The sequence below is a fragment of the Tenacibaculum sp. MAR_2009_124 genome (assembly GCF_900105455.1).
Lineage (GTDB): Bacteria > Bacteroidota > Bacteroidia > Flavobacteriales > Flavobacteriaceae > Polaribacter.
In genome coordinates this window covers 436,357-452,043 of sequence record NZ_FNSF01000005.1, presented here as the reverse complement: position 1 = coordinate 452,043, position 15,687 = coordinate 436,357, and the positions used below count along the sequence as shown (strand labels likewise).

At 31.7% G+C, this 15,687-nt stretch carries 9 protein-coding genes; 3 read left to right on the top strand and 6 right to left on the bottom strand.

The genetic code is table 11. The features are described 5' to 3' along the window. Positions 1–16: 16 nt before the first annotated feature. The 3 genes from BLW23_RS12670 (at position 17) to cas9 (ending at position 6,503) form a co-directional block, all read left to right on the top strand. Positions 17–805: a DUF3857 domain-containing protein gene (locus BLW23_RS12670; protein ID WP_093670397.1), complete on the top strand. Its 789-nt coding sequence runs from the start codon at positions 17–19 to the stop codon at positions 803–805. A gap of 38 nt (positions 806–843) precedes the next feature. Next, on the top strand, positions 844–1,962 hold the full coding sequence (locus BLW23_RS12665; RefSeq protein ID WP_093670395.1) for a hypothetical protein: 1,119 nt from the start codon (positions 844–846) through the stop codon (positions 1,960–1,962). A 365-nt stretch (positions 1,963–2,327) separates the two neighbouring features. Continuing rightward, positions 2,328–6,503 carry a type II CRISPR RNA-guided endonuclease Cas9 gene (gene cas9, locus BLW23_RS12660; protein ID WP_093670393.1) on the top strand — a complete coding sequence of 1,392 codons (4,176 nt, stop codon included), beginning with the start codon at positions 2,328–2,330 and terminating at the stop codon, positions 6,501–6,503. Between the two features lie 390 nt (positions 6,504–6,893). On the opposite strand, the gene BLW23_RS12655 is transcribed toward cas9, so the two are convergent. The 6 genes from BLW23_RS12655 to BLW23_RS12630 all read right to left on the bottom strand — a co-directional run bounded on the left by BLW23_RS12655 (position 6,894) and on the right by BLW23_RS12630 (position 15,533). Next, positions 6,894–7,607, bottom strand: coding sequence for a hypothetical protein (locus BLW23_RS12655; protein WP_093670391.1), 714 nt, complete (start codon positions 7,605–7,607; stop codon positions 6,894–6,896). Between the two features lie 1,943 nt (positions 7,608–9,550). Continuing rightward, positions 9,551–10,453 (bottom strand): DUF5655 domain-containing protein, encoded by a 903-nt coding sequence (locus tag BLW23_RS12650; RefSeq protein WP_093670389.1) that lies wholly within the window; start codon positions 10,451–10,453, stop codon positions 9,551–9,553. Between the two features lie 18 nt (positions 10,454–10,471). Further along, positions 10,472–11,989, bottom strand: coding sequence for a class I SAM-dependent DNA methyltransferase (locus tag BLW23_RS12645; protein ID WP_093670387.1), 1,518 nt, complete (start codon positions 11,987–11,989; stop codon positions 10,472–10,474). A gap of 3 nt (positions 11,990–11,992) precedes the next feature. Beyond that, positions 11,993–12,646, bottom strand: coding sequence for an HNH endonuclease (locus BLW23_RS12640; RefSeq protein ID WP_093670385.1), 654 nt, complete (start codon positions 12,644–12,646; stop codon positions 11,993–11,995). Further along, positions 12,639–14,240: an AAA family ATPase gene (locus BLW23_RS12635; RefSeq protein ID WP_093670383.1), complete on the bottom strand. Its 1,602-nt coding sequence runs from the start codon at positions 14,238–14,240 to the stop codon at positions 12,639–12,641. Before BLW23_RS12635 ends, BLW23_RS12640 begins: the two co-directional genes overlap by 8 nt. Before the next feature lie 9 nt (positions 14,241–14,249). Beyond that, positions 14,250–15,533: a protein NO VEIN domain-containing protein gene (locus BLW23_RS12630; RefSeq protein WP_093670381.1), complete on the bottom strand. Its 1,284-nt coding sequence runs from the start codon at positions 15,531–15,533 to the stop codon at positions 14,250–14,252. Positions 15,534–15,687: the final 154 nt, after the last annotated feature.

Sequence of the window (15,687 nt, the reverse complement as noted above, 5' to 3'; positions counted from 1 at the left end):
TTAATTAAAATAGCTTATGAAAAAAATAATACTTTTAGTCTTTTCAGGACTTATTAGTCTCACTACACATTCCCAAAAAAGTATATCAAGTAAATTAGGAGATGTTTCCAAAGAAGAGTTAGAAATGATGGCCTACGAGAATGATACAATTGCTGGAGCACTAATTTTAAAAGAGCATGGAAACTATTATTTAAATAAAAAAAGGAACTATAGAAAAACTACTGATTATTATTTTAAAGTAAAAATACTTAAGAAAAAGGGGGTTGATGAGTCTATTGTTAAGATACGGTATTATGATGAAGAGAAAATCCATGATATAAAAGGAATTACCTACAACCTTTTAGAAAGTGGCAAGGTTCAAAAGAAGCACCTTCTTGAAAAGGATGTCTATTATAAAGACTTGGGGAATAAATGGAAAGAAGCCGTTTTTACAATGCCTGATATAAAGGAAGGAAGTGTAATCGAATATGTATATTCTGTGACTTCTCCATATTCAGCAATTGACGATTGGAAGTTTCAGTCGGATATACCCAAATTAAAAAGTGATTTTACAGCATCTATTTTAGGAAATTGGCAATATAATGTTAGGATTCTAGGATTCCTTAAATTGAAACGAAATGATCAGAAAATCCAACATGATTGTATCGATGTTCCAGGATTAAGCAGTGGGGCTTGTGTAAATTTGAGTTACGGAATGGATACTATTCCAGCCTTTGAAGAAGAAGATTATATGCTAAGCCCAGATAATTATAAAGCAAAGTTGTCATTTGAATTGGCCTTGTATAAAAGCCCAAGGGGGAGATAAAAAGGTATACAACTACTTGGAAAGATGCTGGTAAAGAGTTGAAAAATAATTTTTTAGATAAGCAAGTGACCAAAAAAGGATATTTCAAAAGAAAGTTACCAGAGAATTGTTTTACTACATCTTCTGACTTAGAAAAAGCAAAGATAGCTTTTGGATTTATACAAAATCATTTCAATTGGAATGAGAAGTATTGGCCATCAAGAAAGGTTAATGTTAAAAAAGCGTTTGAGCAAGGAACAGGAAATATATTTGATATAAACCTGTCGTTATACAATGCCTTACAGGCATTAAAAATTGAGTCGTATTTGGTCTTGTCTAAAACTAGAAATAGAGCTTTACCCATCAAGGTGCACCCTGTAATAAATGAATTCAATTACCTTTTTGTTAAAATAATTTTAAATGAAAAAGTGTATTACCTAGATGCAACGGATAAGTTTTTGCCCTTTGGGTTGGTTCGATTTGAAGCGGTAAATGGTGATGGAAGAGTATTAGATTTTGAGAAAGGTAGTTTCTGGGAACCGATAGCTATGAAAACAAAGGTAACCGAAAGTATTAGGGTAAAACTAGATCTTTTAGAAGAAGAGGCTATCGGAAGCATGAAAATTGTTAAAACTGGATATAAAGCGTTGGATAGAAGAAGAGAGTTGGTCTCAAAAAATAAAGAAGAAATTTTAGAAAGCTTTGAATCAAAATATCCGTATTTAGAAATAGAAGATTTTAATATTGATAATAAAACGGATTTTGAAAAATCGTTAACCGAGACCTATCAATTTTCATTAGAAACAGAATTAAAAAATGGTGGATACATAATATCACCAATTTTAATTTCTAAGATAAAAGAAAACCCGTTTAAACTGAACAAACGTGATTATCCAGTTGATTTTGGTTATCCAAAGAATTTCACCTACATATTGTCTATTAAACTTCCCGAGGGCTATACTGTGAAAAAACTATTAGAAAATAAGGCACTGTCATTGCCAAATAATGGAGGTAGGTTGCTAGTTAATAATCATGTCAAAAATCAAGAGTATTTGCTTTTCTTTAAATTCAGTGTTGATAGAAGTGTGTTTAATAGTTTAGAGTATTTTAACTTAAAAGAGTTTTTTAAGGAAATTATAAAGGCGCAGGCAGCAACAATAGAAATTATTAGAGAATAAAGATAAAAATAAAAAAGGCGACAATACTGCCGCCTTGAGTGTTTTCACAACGGAATAATCCTTATTGTGAATTGATTATCAAATTGTATAACAGCTAATATACTTATTTTTTTGAAAAGCTTAACATTTTTGGTGTAAACCTCTCATTACTATTTCACTACTTTTATGCCTCTGCTAAAGGACTTTTACCTTGTTTTATTTGCTTCAATCTAAAATAATTTTGTCTTACGTTGAGGTTGAGAAAATTCATGTGATTAAAAACTATTTCTTAGAAAACCAACGTAATTGTTCAACAATGGGTAGAGACTTGTTTTCGCTTCCTTTGTAGGAGAATGAAAAACATATGAAAAACTTTAAAAAGAAACATGAGCAAAAAAGTGTTGGGTATAAGCCTTGGGACTAATTCCATTGGCTGGGCTCTGGTGAAAGAATGCGAAAGAGATTCTTCAGAAATTATAAAATTGGGGGTACGTGTTAACCCTCTGACTGTTGATGAGAAAATAAACTTCGAAAAAGGCAAGCCGCAAAAAACCAATGCGGACAGAATACAAAAACGCAGCTCAAGAAGAAATTTACAACGTTTTGCATTGCGAAGGAAAGCGCTCATAGATATTTTGTTAAAGAACAAAATTATTTCAAAAGAAACCGTTCTCACTGAACATGGTAAAAGTACAACTCATCAAACTTTGGCATTGCGAGCGAAGGCAGCAAGAAAAAAAATTTCTTTAGAAGAATTGGCTCGTGTATTATTAAATATAAATAAAAAAAGAGGATATAAAAGTAGTAGGAAAATAAAAAAGGAAGAAGAAGGAAACGCAATTGATACTATAAATGTGGCAAAAGAACTTCAAGAAATGAAACTAACTCCTGGTGAGTATAGTTTACAATTATTGAACGCAGGAAAAAAAATGATTCCTGATTTTTACCGCTCGGATTTGTTTCAAGAGTTTAATTCGATATGGGAATTTCAAAAACAATTTCATTCTGAACTCTTAAAAGATGATTTATATGCTGATTTACAGGGCAAGAGTAAAAATCAAACTTGGACTATTTGTCAAAAGCCTTTTGATATTAAAGGATTAAAAATTAAAGTAAGAGGTGTTGAGCTTAAAAAGAAATTATATAAACTTCGAGTAAGAGCTTTATCAAGAAAGCTAAATTTAGAACAACTTGCTATAGTTTTCCAAGAAATTAATGGTGACATTGTTAAATCTAGTAGATATCTAGGAGCCATTTCTGACAGAAGTAAGAGACTTTATTTTAATAATCAAACGGTAGGTGAAAACCTCTATCAACAAATAAAAAATAATAGACATACTTCTATAAAAAATCAAGTTTTTTATAGAAGTGATTATTTAGATGAATTCGAACAAATCTGGAGAACTCAATCAGCTTTTCATCCCGAATTAACAAATAATTTAAAGGAAGTATTACGAGATGTTATCATATTTTATCAGCGAAGACTCAAGTCTCAAAAAGGATTATTGAGTTTTTGTCCATTTGAAAGTCGTGAGCAAAATTATGTTAACAAAGTTTTGGGGAAGATAAAAAAGAGGATTATTGGGAGAAAAGTGATCGCGAAATCATCACCACTTTTTCAAGAATTCAAAATATGGCAAAACATAAATAACCTTGAGTTCGAAAATATTGAATCAAAAGAAAAACTAATTTGTAAAGAATTAGATAAAGAGGTGAGAAATCATCTTTTTCAAACGTTGAATATAAGAGGAGATTTAAAACCATATGCCTTATTAAAAATAGTTGGCAAATATTTTCAAATGGGGAAGCTCGGAAATTGGAAATGTAACTACGATATTATTGAAGGGAATACTACGAATCAAGCACTTTTTGCTGTATACCGAAATATTCTTGAAAACGAAGGATATTTATGTGAATGGGAGAAGAAAAGTGTTTTTGAAATTAAAGAAGAGGCTACTACTGTTTTCAGAGCTTTAGGAATTGTGACAGACATTCTTGATTTTAATGCTAATTATGAAGGAAGTGAATTTGATAAGCAATCGGGGTATCATCTTTGGCATTTATTATATGCAACAGAAGAAGATTCTAATATAAGTGTTGAGGATACAGAGGTTTACGGAAACACTTCGGTTGGTTTAAAAAAGAAACTTATTCAAAAGTTTGGGTTTGCTATTGAGCAGGCAAAAATGATAGCAAACATTTCATTTCCTTTAGAATATGGCAATTTATCCAGTAAAGCTATCAGAAAAATTATTCCTTACTTACAAGATGGATATGGTTATTCTAAAGCTTGTGTTTTAGCTGGATATCATAATTCTGACAATTCACCAACCGAAAAGAAGGAGGATAGAGTATTGGTCGACAAATTAGAGCCATTGCCTAAAAACGAATTACGAAATCCTGTAGTTAATAAGATATTGAATCAGATGATTAATTTGGTAAATCAGATAATCATTGAATACGGAAAACCTAATGAGTTACGTATAGAGCTTTCCAGAGAATTAAAAAAGAATGCTAAAGAAAGAGCATTATTAGTTAAAAATATTACAGAGGCCACCAAAAGGAATCAAAAAATTAAAAGTATCATAAGACGAGATTTTGGAATACCAGATCCAACAAGAGGAGATGTTATACGTTTTAAATTGTATCAGGAATTAGAGCCAAACGGCTATAGAGAGGTTTTTACTAACAGAAAAATCGATTATGAAGATTTGTTTACTTCAAAAATTAATATTGAACATATAATACCTAAGTCGGCGTTATTTGATGATTCTTATTCGAACAAAACAATAACATATCGTGAATTAAATTTCAAAAAAGCAAATAGGACTGCTTTTGATTTTGTCTCGCATGATTATAAGAGTAAGTTAGATACCTATGAAAAGAGAGTTGATAATTTATACGATTCAAAAGGAGTATCAGGAATTTCAAAGGCAAAACGCAATAAATTATTATTAAGCCAACATAATTTACCTGAGAACTTTATTGAAAAGGATGTACGCACGAGTCAATATATAACAAAGAAAGCTATAAATATTCTTGAGGCAGCTATTGAAAATGTAGTGCCAACAGGAAGTAGAATAACGGATAAACTTAAGAGAGATTGGGATTTAGTTAATGTTATAAAAGATCTTAACATTTCTAAATATCGAGATTTAGAATTAACGAGTTTTGAGGAGAGATTAGATAAAGGGAAGGAAGAATTAATTAAAGTGGAAGTTATTAAGGACTGGAATCGAAGAAACGATCATCGTCATTTAGCTTTAGATGCCCTAACGGTAGCGTTTACAACTGAAAATCATATTCATTATATAAATAGTTTAAACCTTCGTTTGAACTCAGAAGGTAAAGAGTCGGATATGTTCAGGGAAATAGAGGAAGAACTTAAAGGGAAAAGTTTATTTATACCGCCACTACCAAATTTTAGAAGTACAACTAAAAAATGTATTGAAGATGTATTAGTGTCTTTTAAGAATAAAAATAAGGTCGTTACAAAAAATATAAATGAAGTAAAAACAGGAAGCGGTGTACTAAAAAAACAACAACTTACTCCAAGAGGACAATTGCATAAAGAAACGGTATACGGATATGTAAAGAAAGTTGAACAAAGCCCTACAAAAATTTCAAAAAACTTTAAAGTTGAACAAACAGAGTTAATAATCAATGAAGAACAAAAAGAAGCAGTTCATTGTCATTTGTCAAAGTATAAAAACAATCCGTCAATTGCGTTTGCGGCTAAAACACTCAGGTCAACACCTATTCTTTATAAAAAGAAACCTTTAAAAGAAGTTTATTGTTACGAACATTTATATACCATTAGGAAGGAGATAACTCCGGAGAACTTCAGAAATCAAAAATGTATTAACAAAGTAGTAGATTTAAAAATACGTGCGTTGTTACTGGAGCGATTGGAAGCCTATAAAAATAATGCAAAAGAAGCTTTTTCAAATCTTGAAGAATATCCAATTTGGTTAGATCAAGAAAGGGGCATAAGTATTAAAAGAGTTACAATAACTGGTGTTACCAATGCGGAACCTTTACATTGCAAAAAAGATCATTTAGGAAGAGCTATTTTGAATGAAGATGGAAATCAAATTCCTGCTGATTTCATCAGTACTGGGAATAATCATCATATTGCTATATATGCCGATAAAGAAGGAAATTTGGAAGAGAAGGTAATTTCTTTTTATGAAGCAGTTCATAGAGCTAATAAAGGTCTATCAGTGGTAGATAAAAAGTTCAATCAGAACCTTGGGTGGAAATTTTTATTTTCATTGAAACAAAATGAAATGTTCGTTTTTTCGGATGAAAATTTTAATCCGAAGGAAATAGATTTACTCGATGAGGAAAACGCTAAAACAATAGGGAAATATCTTTATAGAGTTCAAAAAATAAGAACAAAAGACTATTTTTTTAGACATCATATAGAAGCAACAGTTGATGATAATCCAAAAACAAAAGGAATTACTTGGAAAAGAGTGGGACTACTTGGGCTAAAAAATGTTGTTAAGGTGCGTATGAATCATAGCGGTAAAATTGTTCAAATAGGTGAGTACAATTAAAAAATATGAGTTTTGAGTGTTGAGTGTTGAGTGTTGAGTGTTGAATTTTGAGGGTTTAGTGTTTAGTGTTGAGTGTTGAGTTTTGAGTTTTGAATTTTGAGTTTTGAATTTTGAATTGTTAGCTTTTTGCTTTCGACTTTGGACTTTTGAGTTTCTTATGCCGCGCATTACAATTCCATCTCTTGGTTTAGACAGTTTCTTAATTTCATAAAAAAAACCTCACAGTCTTTGAAAGATGATGAGGTTCTTAATCGCAGGGCGATAGCCAAGGGTTTAATTCCCCGAGGCTTGCCTCGAAATATAAAATTATGAATTCAACAGATACCCCGTATGCTTGCATCGGGGTAGTTCATTCGTGGGGCGACAGCTCATTATTTCTTTAGTTTTGAACTATATGGAGAGTCCTTTTATTTGTTTGTATTCGTTAGAGCTTTGTCCGTATTGGGCTTTTACAAAGTTCTTAATGCTTTGTATTTGCTTACTCAGGTCTTCAAAGTATGTTCTTCGTTGTTCTATAATTGGTTTTAAGGTTGCGAGTGCTAAATCAACGGCTTCTGTACTTGCTTCTGCTTCTTCGGCTAAAGCAAGTAGAGATGGTAATGTTAACTCGGTATTTGCTGGAATATAACTTGGTCCTAGTGTGGTGAGTATATCAATAATGTTTCTAAAATTAGCTACTCTACTTGCATAGGTTCTTTCAACTTGACTGATGGTTTTTTCTTCGTTTTCTTCATCCGTTGTACTTACTTTTTTTGAGGCTTGTCCACGAATTTTCTTTATTAAAGAGCTTACTTGTGATAGTTCTGTGCTGTCTTTTCCTTTTAAGGCTTCCACAAAGGCTCTGATTGGTGCCAATTGCTTATCAATTGAGTTTGCATTTTCTGTGAATACCTTTCTTCGTTCGTCGGTTTTAACAGTGTAATCTGCTTTGGCATTGTTGTAATCGGTTTGCAAAACTTCAATTTGTGTAATGGTTTCGTTTAAGTTTCCTACCGAGGCTTCAGTAATTGGTGGTTGATAGGTGGCAAAGTTGCTTACAATGGTTTTTAACTTTTTAGCATTCCCTAATCGGCTTGAAAATGATTTTTGTGATGTTGATGACATAACAATTTGGTTTTATAATTAAACAATTTTTTTAGGTACTCAGAAGTTCTTTTTTAAGTTTTGAGTGTTAAGTTTTAAATTTTGAGTTTTGATTGTCCGTTATTGTTTAGAACCATGATATTTCTGTCATTTTGATTTTATTCTGGAATCCCATTACACTATAAAACAAGTGTTTATAATATGAGACTAAAATAAGTTCAGATTGACAGATAGAGTTATTATGAATTACGGATTATCGTTTAGCAATTTAATACCAAATAAACGTCAAAATGCTACATAAATACTTGTTCATTTTCTCTTTTTCTACATTGCAAAACAATTCCATAGCTATTGCTATGTAAAGGTTTTACAGCTTTGAAAAAGAAAAAAGCAAGGTCGCATTTTTTGTGTCATTTTAAAATTAATTTGGTATAACTTCTTTCTCAATTCTTTGAATAGCTTCTTTTATACCAATTGAGAATAAATATATAAAATATTTGGCTAGTAATCAAATGATTAGGTTGTGAAAAATAGTTTTTAACGCGTTTTTAACTTTTATATACTCTTGTTAATCAATCCTTTGATCGTGTTATGGTATTCTGTTGTTATGTATAACGTTGCTTATGTCTTGTTAAGCTTTCCTTAGACCTTGTTATGAGATTCTCCTGCCTTGTGAAGCTTTTCTGATTACTTGTTAAACCATCCTAAATGCTTGTTATACTTTCCTGTTGCTTTGTTATTTGATTTTTATTGAATTGTATGTGTTGAGTTTTGAATTATGAGTTGCTATTAGCTTTTCATTTAGGGACTTCTCGATACAAAATTATTTGTAATGCAATGGAAAATAATTTCACTCGAAGTGACATAGACAATGCGTGTTTTATGACGGTTTCGAGGGAGTGGTAATTATGAATTTTGAATTATAAATTGATACTTATCTTCTTTTGTCTTGATACAAAATGAAGCAAAAAATCAAGTCTAACCTAGGAAATTGCTGCGCATCGTTCTCTTTCGAAATTTCATGCGTTATGCTGCGCATCGCAATTCCATTTCTTCGTTCTCTATTTCTTGGTTTCGACAGTTTTTTAAGTAGTTAAATGTCGAATGTTAAATTGTGAGTTTTAAATTTTAAGGGTTGAGTGTTTAGTTTTGCCTCTCTTGATTGTTCGCTACCTGTCAGTTCGAGTAATTTTTATAGAGTGGCAACGAAATAAAAATTGTATCGAGAACTATTTTTGTTGAATGCAGGGACTTCTCGATACAAAATTATTTTCCATTGCATTACAAATAATTTCACTCGAAGTGACATAGATAAAGGATGTTTACGGTTTTTTCAAAGGAATGTTAATGACTGAAATCCATTGTTTATTCTAAACATGAACTTAGCTAGGTAAAAGATTACTGCTCCTCTTCTTTTGTCTTGATACAAAATGAAGCAAAAAATCAAGTCTAACCTAGGAAATTGCTGCGCATCGTTCTCTTTCGAAATTTCATGCGTTATGCTGCGCATCGCAATTCCATTTCTTCGTTCTCTATTTCTTGGTTTCGACAGTTTTTTAAGTAGTTAAATGTCGAATGTTAAATTGTGAGTTTTAAATTTTAAGGGTTGAGTGTTTAGTTTTGCCTCTCTTGATTGTTCGCTACCTGTCAGTTCGAGTAATTTTTATAAAGTGTAAACGAAATAAAAATTGTATCGAGAACAATTTTTGGTGAATGTAGAGACTTCTCGATACAAAATTATTTTCCATTGTATTGCAAATAATTTTACTCGAAGTGACATAGATAATGAGTGTTTTATGACGGTTTCGAAGGAGTGGTAATTTTTAATTTTGAATTGTGAGTTTTGAATGTTGAAGGTTAAATTTTGAGTTTTAAATTTTTAGTGTTGAATTGTTTGCTTTTGACTTTAAACTTTTGGCTTTCGACTTTGGGCTTTTAGCTAAGGGATGAACCCTCTTGGTATTTTATATAATGGCTTGCTTTACTAAAAACATTATGTATTCAAGGTCTTTGGTGTCTTTCACTACTATTTCGTAATCGCCATTTCCCCAATGTCCGATATTGGAAACATCACGGGTAATGTTACGGGTATCGTTTAAAGTGCCTTTTGAGAGGTTTATAAAGAGTTTTAAACCTGATTTCATGGTAACGATATCCACTATGTTTTTTCCTTTCTTAAATGCGATGTATTGCTTTTTTGGAATAGTTTCTATGGAATCGGATAGGTTTAAAATTGCCTGTTTGTACGCTTCGTAAAGTTCTTTGGTTGCTTCAGTATATCTTTCTAAGTGAAATTCTTCTGTATATACTTTTATTTCTCTACTTATTTTTTGAAGTTCTTGGTTTTTCTCTGTTAGGGGTTTTATACTGGTTGCCGAAGCTGTTTTTTTAATTGGGTTGATGCCTATTATGTTGCCTTCGTATCTTTTTACTTCGTATAATTCAATGGCAATGTCTTTGAAATTGGTTGCTTGCTTTTGATTTTCAGTAAAGTGAGGTGATACAAAAACCACACGTGTTTGAGACCAATCTACCGATTTACTATGTAGGGTTTTACCTAAGGTTTCGTTGTAGGTTAAAATAAAATCCGCTTTGTTTTCTAACATCAAACTTAAATAGGTAAACCCTTGATCGACCACGCTATAGTTTTTCTCTTTTTTGTATTCGATAATGATAAATGCCTTGCTTTGTTCATCAAAAGCCAGAGTATCAATACGTTTGTTTTTTATTGTAAACTCCGACTTTACCATCGTTACTTCAAGTAACTGTTCCATATTTTCTTCAAAAAAGGTTTGTATTTCTTTTTCAAGTTTAAATGGCTGCTCCTTGAGTGTTTTTAGTGAAGTGGAGTTTTGGTATAGTTTCATTTGTTTTATAAAGCCTGTTTATTCTTCGTTTAAGGTTTCCATAATTTCTTTAAAACCTGCCAAGCCGGCTTCTATATTTTCAATAATTTCACCTGCTAATATATCAGGGTCGGGTAAATTATCTAAATCGGTTAAACTTTTGTCTTTTATCCAAAAAATATCTAAGCTTGTTTTATCTCTCTCAATAATATCCTCGTAGGTATATTTTCGCCAACGCCCTTCTTGATTTTCTTCGCTCCAAGTTTCTTTTCGCTTATAAATATTTTCAGGGTTATAGCACGCAACAAAATCAGCCAAATTGGCTTCGGTCATTGGTTTTTTCTTTAGGGTATGATGTATGTTGGTACGGTAATCATAAAACCAAATATGTTTTGTTTGATGTTCTTTGCTACCAGGTTTGTTGTTAAAAAACAATACATTCGCTTTTACCCCGTGGGCATAAAAAATACCTGTAGGAAGTCTTAAAACTGTATGTAACTCGGTAGTTTTAAGTAGTTGTTTTCTTATTACTTCACCTGCACCACCTTCAAACAACACATTATCGGGTAACACTACTGCTGCTTCTCCTGTGGCTTTTAACTGGGTTTTTATGTGTTGTAAAAAATTTAGTTGCTTGTTAGAGGTGGTTTCCCAAAAATCCTGACGGTTATAACTTAAATCTTCCTTTTCAGTATCGCCGTCTTCGTTGGTAATGGTCATGCTACTTTTTTTACCAAATGGCGGATTTGCAAGTATATAGTCAAAACGTTTTCCGTCATCGGTAATTAACGAGTCGTTCGGGCTAATGGTAGATTCGCCATCTATTTCACCAATATTGTGCAAATACATATTCATTAAACACATGCGGCGGGTATTGGCTACTATTTCATTACCATAAAAAGTTTGGTTTTTTAAAAAGGCTTTTTGCTCACGGTTTAAATCGTGCTTTTCTACAATATAATCATAGGCTGCCAAAAAGAAACCTCCTGTACCACATGATGGGTCTGCAATGGTTTTTTCTGGCTTGGGTTGTACGCAGGCTACCATGGTTTTAATTAAGGCTCTTGGGGTAAAATATTGCCCAGCACCACTTTTGGTATCTTCCGCATTTTTTTGCAGTAAGCCTTCATATATTTTTCCTTTTATATCAGCCCCCATTAAATTCCAATCTTCACGGTTTATCATGTCAATAACTCTGGAAAGCTTGGCAGGGTCTTGTATTTTATTTTGACTTTTGGTAAATATTTGCCCCAAAATTCCTTTTTCACTAGCCAAGGTACGTAGTAGCTGACTGTAAAAAGATTCTAATTCGGCACCGCGTTTGTCGGCAAGATTTTCCCAGTTACAAACCTCAGCATCTTTAATTTCGTTGCCATCTACATCTTTTAGCTTCGGAAAATGCAAGCCTTTGTTGTAGGGAGGCTTGTTTAATTCGTCTGCCATTTTTAAAAATAGCAGGTAGGTAATTTGTTCTAAATAGTCGCCATAGCTTACACCATCATCACGTAATACGCCAGCTAGGTTCCAAATTTTTGATATGATTGTTGCGTCTGTCATTTTTTATTGTCTAATTTGTTTTAGTTTTTCTATAAGGGCTTCTATTTTTTCATTTGGGTTTACAGAATTCTTAATTTCTAATACATCACTAATTATTGAATCGTTTTCGTACATAGAAATTCTTTCTCTTTGTTCTGCCAGTCCAACCCTGTCTAACTTACATTTATCTATTGTAAATTCACCTTTATCTGTTAAAGCATGGTAAGAACTATTTGCAAGAAATTCAAGATGGTCAAAATAATTATCATAGTGACCATGTATTATATTGAACGTTGTGCCATTAATTGGGTAAGTATTCTCTGGAGGGCAAACGCTCATTACTTCTTTTTTACTTTTGCTAAAATTACATTTATGACAAGATACAACCAAGTTAAGTGTCTCGAAAATAAAATCAAGTCTCCTGTTTTTATCAATTATATGCTCTACCTCTACATTATCTGTTCCTTCATTAATAGGGAGTCGACAGTAACTACAAGTTTTATTTTGAATGCTAAAATAATGTGCTCTTATTCGGTCTCGGATCGGTTTATACTCTTTTTTACTCCAATCTTTAGCCACCTTAACAGGATGTTCTTGTAATATATCAAGATCTTCTTGCGATAAAGCATACTTTTCATTTATTATCCAAGCTTCTCTTTCAATTAATAATCTAGTCATTTGTAAACTCTTTTTCAATATTTTTAATAAGAGATTTTAACGGATCATTATCTTTTAAGGTTGTCTTCAGATAACTTAACTTCTCAACTTCATTTGAAATTTGTTCCTTATCTATATCTTTTTTTGAAATTTCCTTCAATAGATTTCCAATTTCCTCGGCTACATAGAAGTTTCTTGTTGAGCTAACCTCAAATATATTATACAATACATCTTCGGCCGACCATCCATAAGTATTTGTATTTATATCAATTGTTTGAATTTGATTTTCTTCTTTTTTTAAACCAATAATTTTGGCAGACTCTCCCTGTAAATCAGAAATAAGAAAATGTGAATGTGTCGCAATTATGATATGACAGGTATTATATTTTTCTTCCGAAAATAATTGTCGGATGAACTCTAAATATCTCATTTGCCAATTTGGATGCAAACTAATTTCAGGCTCATCAATAAATATTAAACTGTTAGGTTTAACTGTGGTCATTAAGCCTACCATGGTAGAAAAGAAGTGAAATTCTCCAGAACTTGTTTCCTGTACTCCTAATTCTTGTTCTTCTTTTATTAATTTAATATCCGGTGCGCTTACAAAACCCAATTTTCGTAGTTCGTCTATTAAAGCATATTCTTCTTTTAAAAAGGAATGATCTTTATTATCATCAATACGATATTGAATATAGCGAGAAGAAGAACCTTTCACTGCTTTTGAAAGCCTTTCTTTAGTATAGAGATAATTCATAAAATCAACAATTTTTTCAATCTGACCCGATTGTTTTTTAATTGATTTATAATGATTTAGTTTAAAAGGGGGCTGGGTGCCTAAACTTTTATACCGTTCATCTATTTCCCTAAAAAAAGAATCTAATAGATCAACAGTAGTAATTCCTTTAAAAAACTTAGGAGTATATGCGGTTTTATATTGCACTAAAATACCTCCATCGTAACCTAAAAACTTCGACAAATTATCAATTCCTTCTTTGAATACATCCGAATTAATTTGTTCAACAATAAACTCAACGGTTCTTCGAACATAGCCTCTCGTACTTGCCTGTTGAGGTCTGTTTCTAACTCCTAAGTATTTATAAATAGGAAAGGCTTCCTTTTCCTTGTCGTTTCTAGGAACAATATACTTATCTGTAAGCATTAATGAAATTGCAATAATACTTGAGGGTAGCGAAACAATTGAATTATTCGTTTCAAGTTTATTATATTTTTCCTCTTTATCATTCCATAAAGATAACCAAGGTTTAGGGTATCGTTCATACGGCTTTTTCGTCGTTGATGTAACAAAATTATATTTATCACGTAGGTTTCCAAATCTAATTAAATTCCCTTTACAGTAGTACTCAATTTGAAAAAAATATTGAACATCAAATCCTCGATCGTTCATTTGATAGACTCCTCTGAACAATTCTAATAAACAACGAAACAATTCGCTTTTACCTGTACCATTTGGACCTATTAACACACTGAAATAAATGGACTCAGATGTGTCATTTTCATCTAAAAAATTAAAAGTATTGTTTCCTAAAACCGGATGCCCTTTAATTACAAGAGATTTCAATTTGAATCCGTTATGTATCACACTTTTGCTTTCCATTAAATTTTGTTATTTTTTTGAAACTTCAAAATTAATTGGGGTTACATCAAATTTTGAGAGGTCTGTCCCTTGAATGATATAATAGTTTGCTGATTTTCGATGATAGTTATAATTATAAAGACGATAAATGCGGTAATTAGATTTATTTACTTCGCAAAAGGCCTTTTCATTGGCTGAAATGTAAAAGGGTTCATCTTTGCTTCCTTTGGTTGTTTTAACCTCAATGTATAGCTCGTTTTTGTTTTCATCAAAGCTTAAAATATCATAGCCTTCACCATCTAGTTTTTTTTCAACTTTTTCCATTTCTTCATAAAAGCCAAGTTTTTCCAACTTTTCTTTTTCTGCGCTTATTACAAGTTCTTCACCCAATAATCCTAATTTACTTGATGTTAATTGTTTTTTGCTCCAATCAATTTTTTTTCCTTTGAAACTTCCCTTTTCTTTAACATAAGATTTGGTTTTTTCGGGTATATCACTTTCTGTTAAAGTAGCGATTTGCTCTGGAACGATGCCTGTTTTAGTTAACAACTCCAATTTGTCGTATAGCGAGGCATATTTGTATATATAATTTTGTGTGCGCTGAATTAAACCCTCCCAACTATAATTTTCAATATCATCAAACTTAATTTCCATGCCGTAATAGTCGGCTTCCTTTAAATAGTTGTCAAACAAATCAATAGTTTCTTCAGAAAGCGCTTTTGTTTTTCCGCCTGAATGATTTGAGCGTTGGCAATTCAAATCTAAATAGAGATTTCCATGTCTGTTAATACCTAATACAAAATATACTTTTTCACTATCGCCTTCTCTATAAATCCGTATCCATAAATAGGTTTTAAAAGTACCAGACCATTGCCAGTGATTGTCTGGTTTGGCATAAAAATTTTCAATTACAGTATTTTCTGCTAAGAAATTTAGCTTTTTTACATTGGGAGCAATTAGCTGACTATATCGAACATCTTTATCATTTGCCTTTCTGTATTTTTTACCAGCAATTTCCTTATAATGCTCTATTTCATGTTTTTTTAAGAAGTTAATGTTTTGAGGGTAAAACTTAATCTCAAAGCCCATACTTTTTACATAATTGCGGTAATGTTCTGTTGATTTAAAGTTTAAATTCTCGTCTGTATTATTTGCTAATTTATAAGCATAATTTAGTAGATACTTAAAAGGATATTCTTTTTTTTCTACAACAACCCAATATTTATTATTAAGAGAATTTTTATCAATTCCTACATGATCAATTTCGTTGGCGGCTTTAAGAATATGTTCTTTTGTAATAGTATCTAGTTTCATTGTATGGTTTTTTCTTTTATTGTTGGTTATATTTTATTCCATCACTTCTAGTAAATTATATTTTGTAAAGCTGAGCGTAGCTTTGTACTTCCGTTGCTCTCATAAGAGTTATCAAAAAGTATTGGTAACTTATAACTAGTTCTCGATACCATTT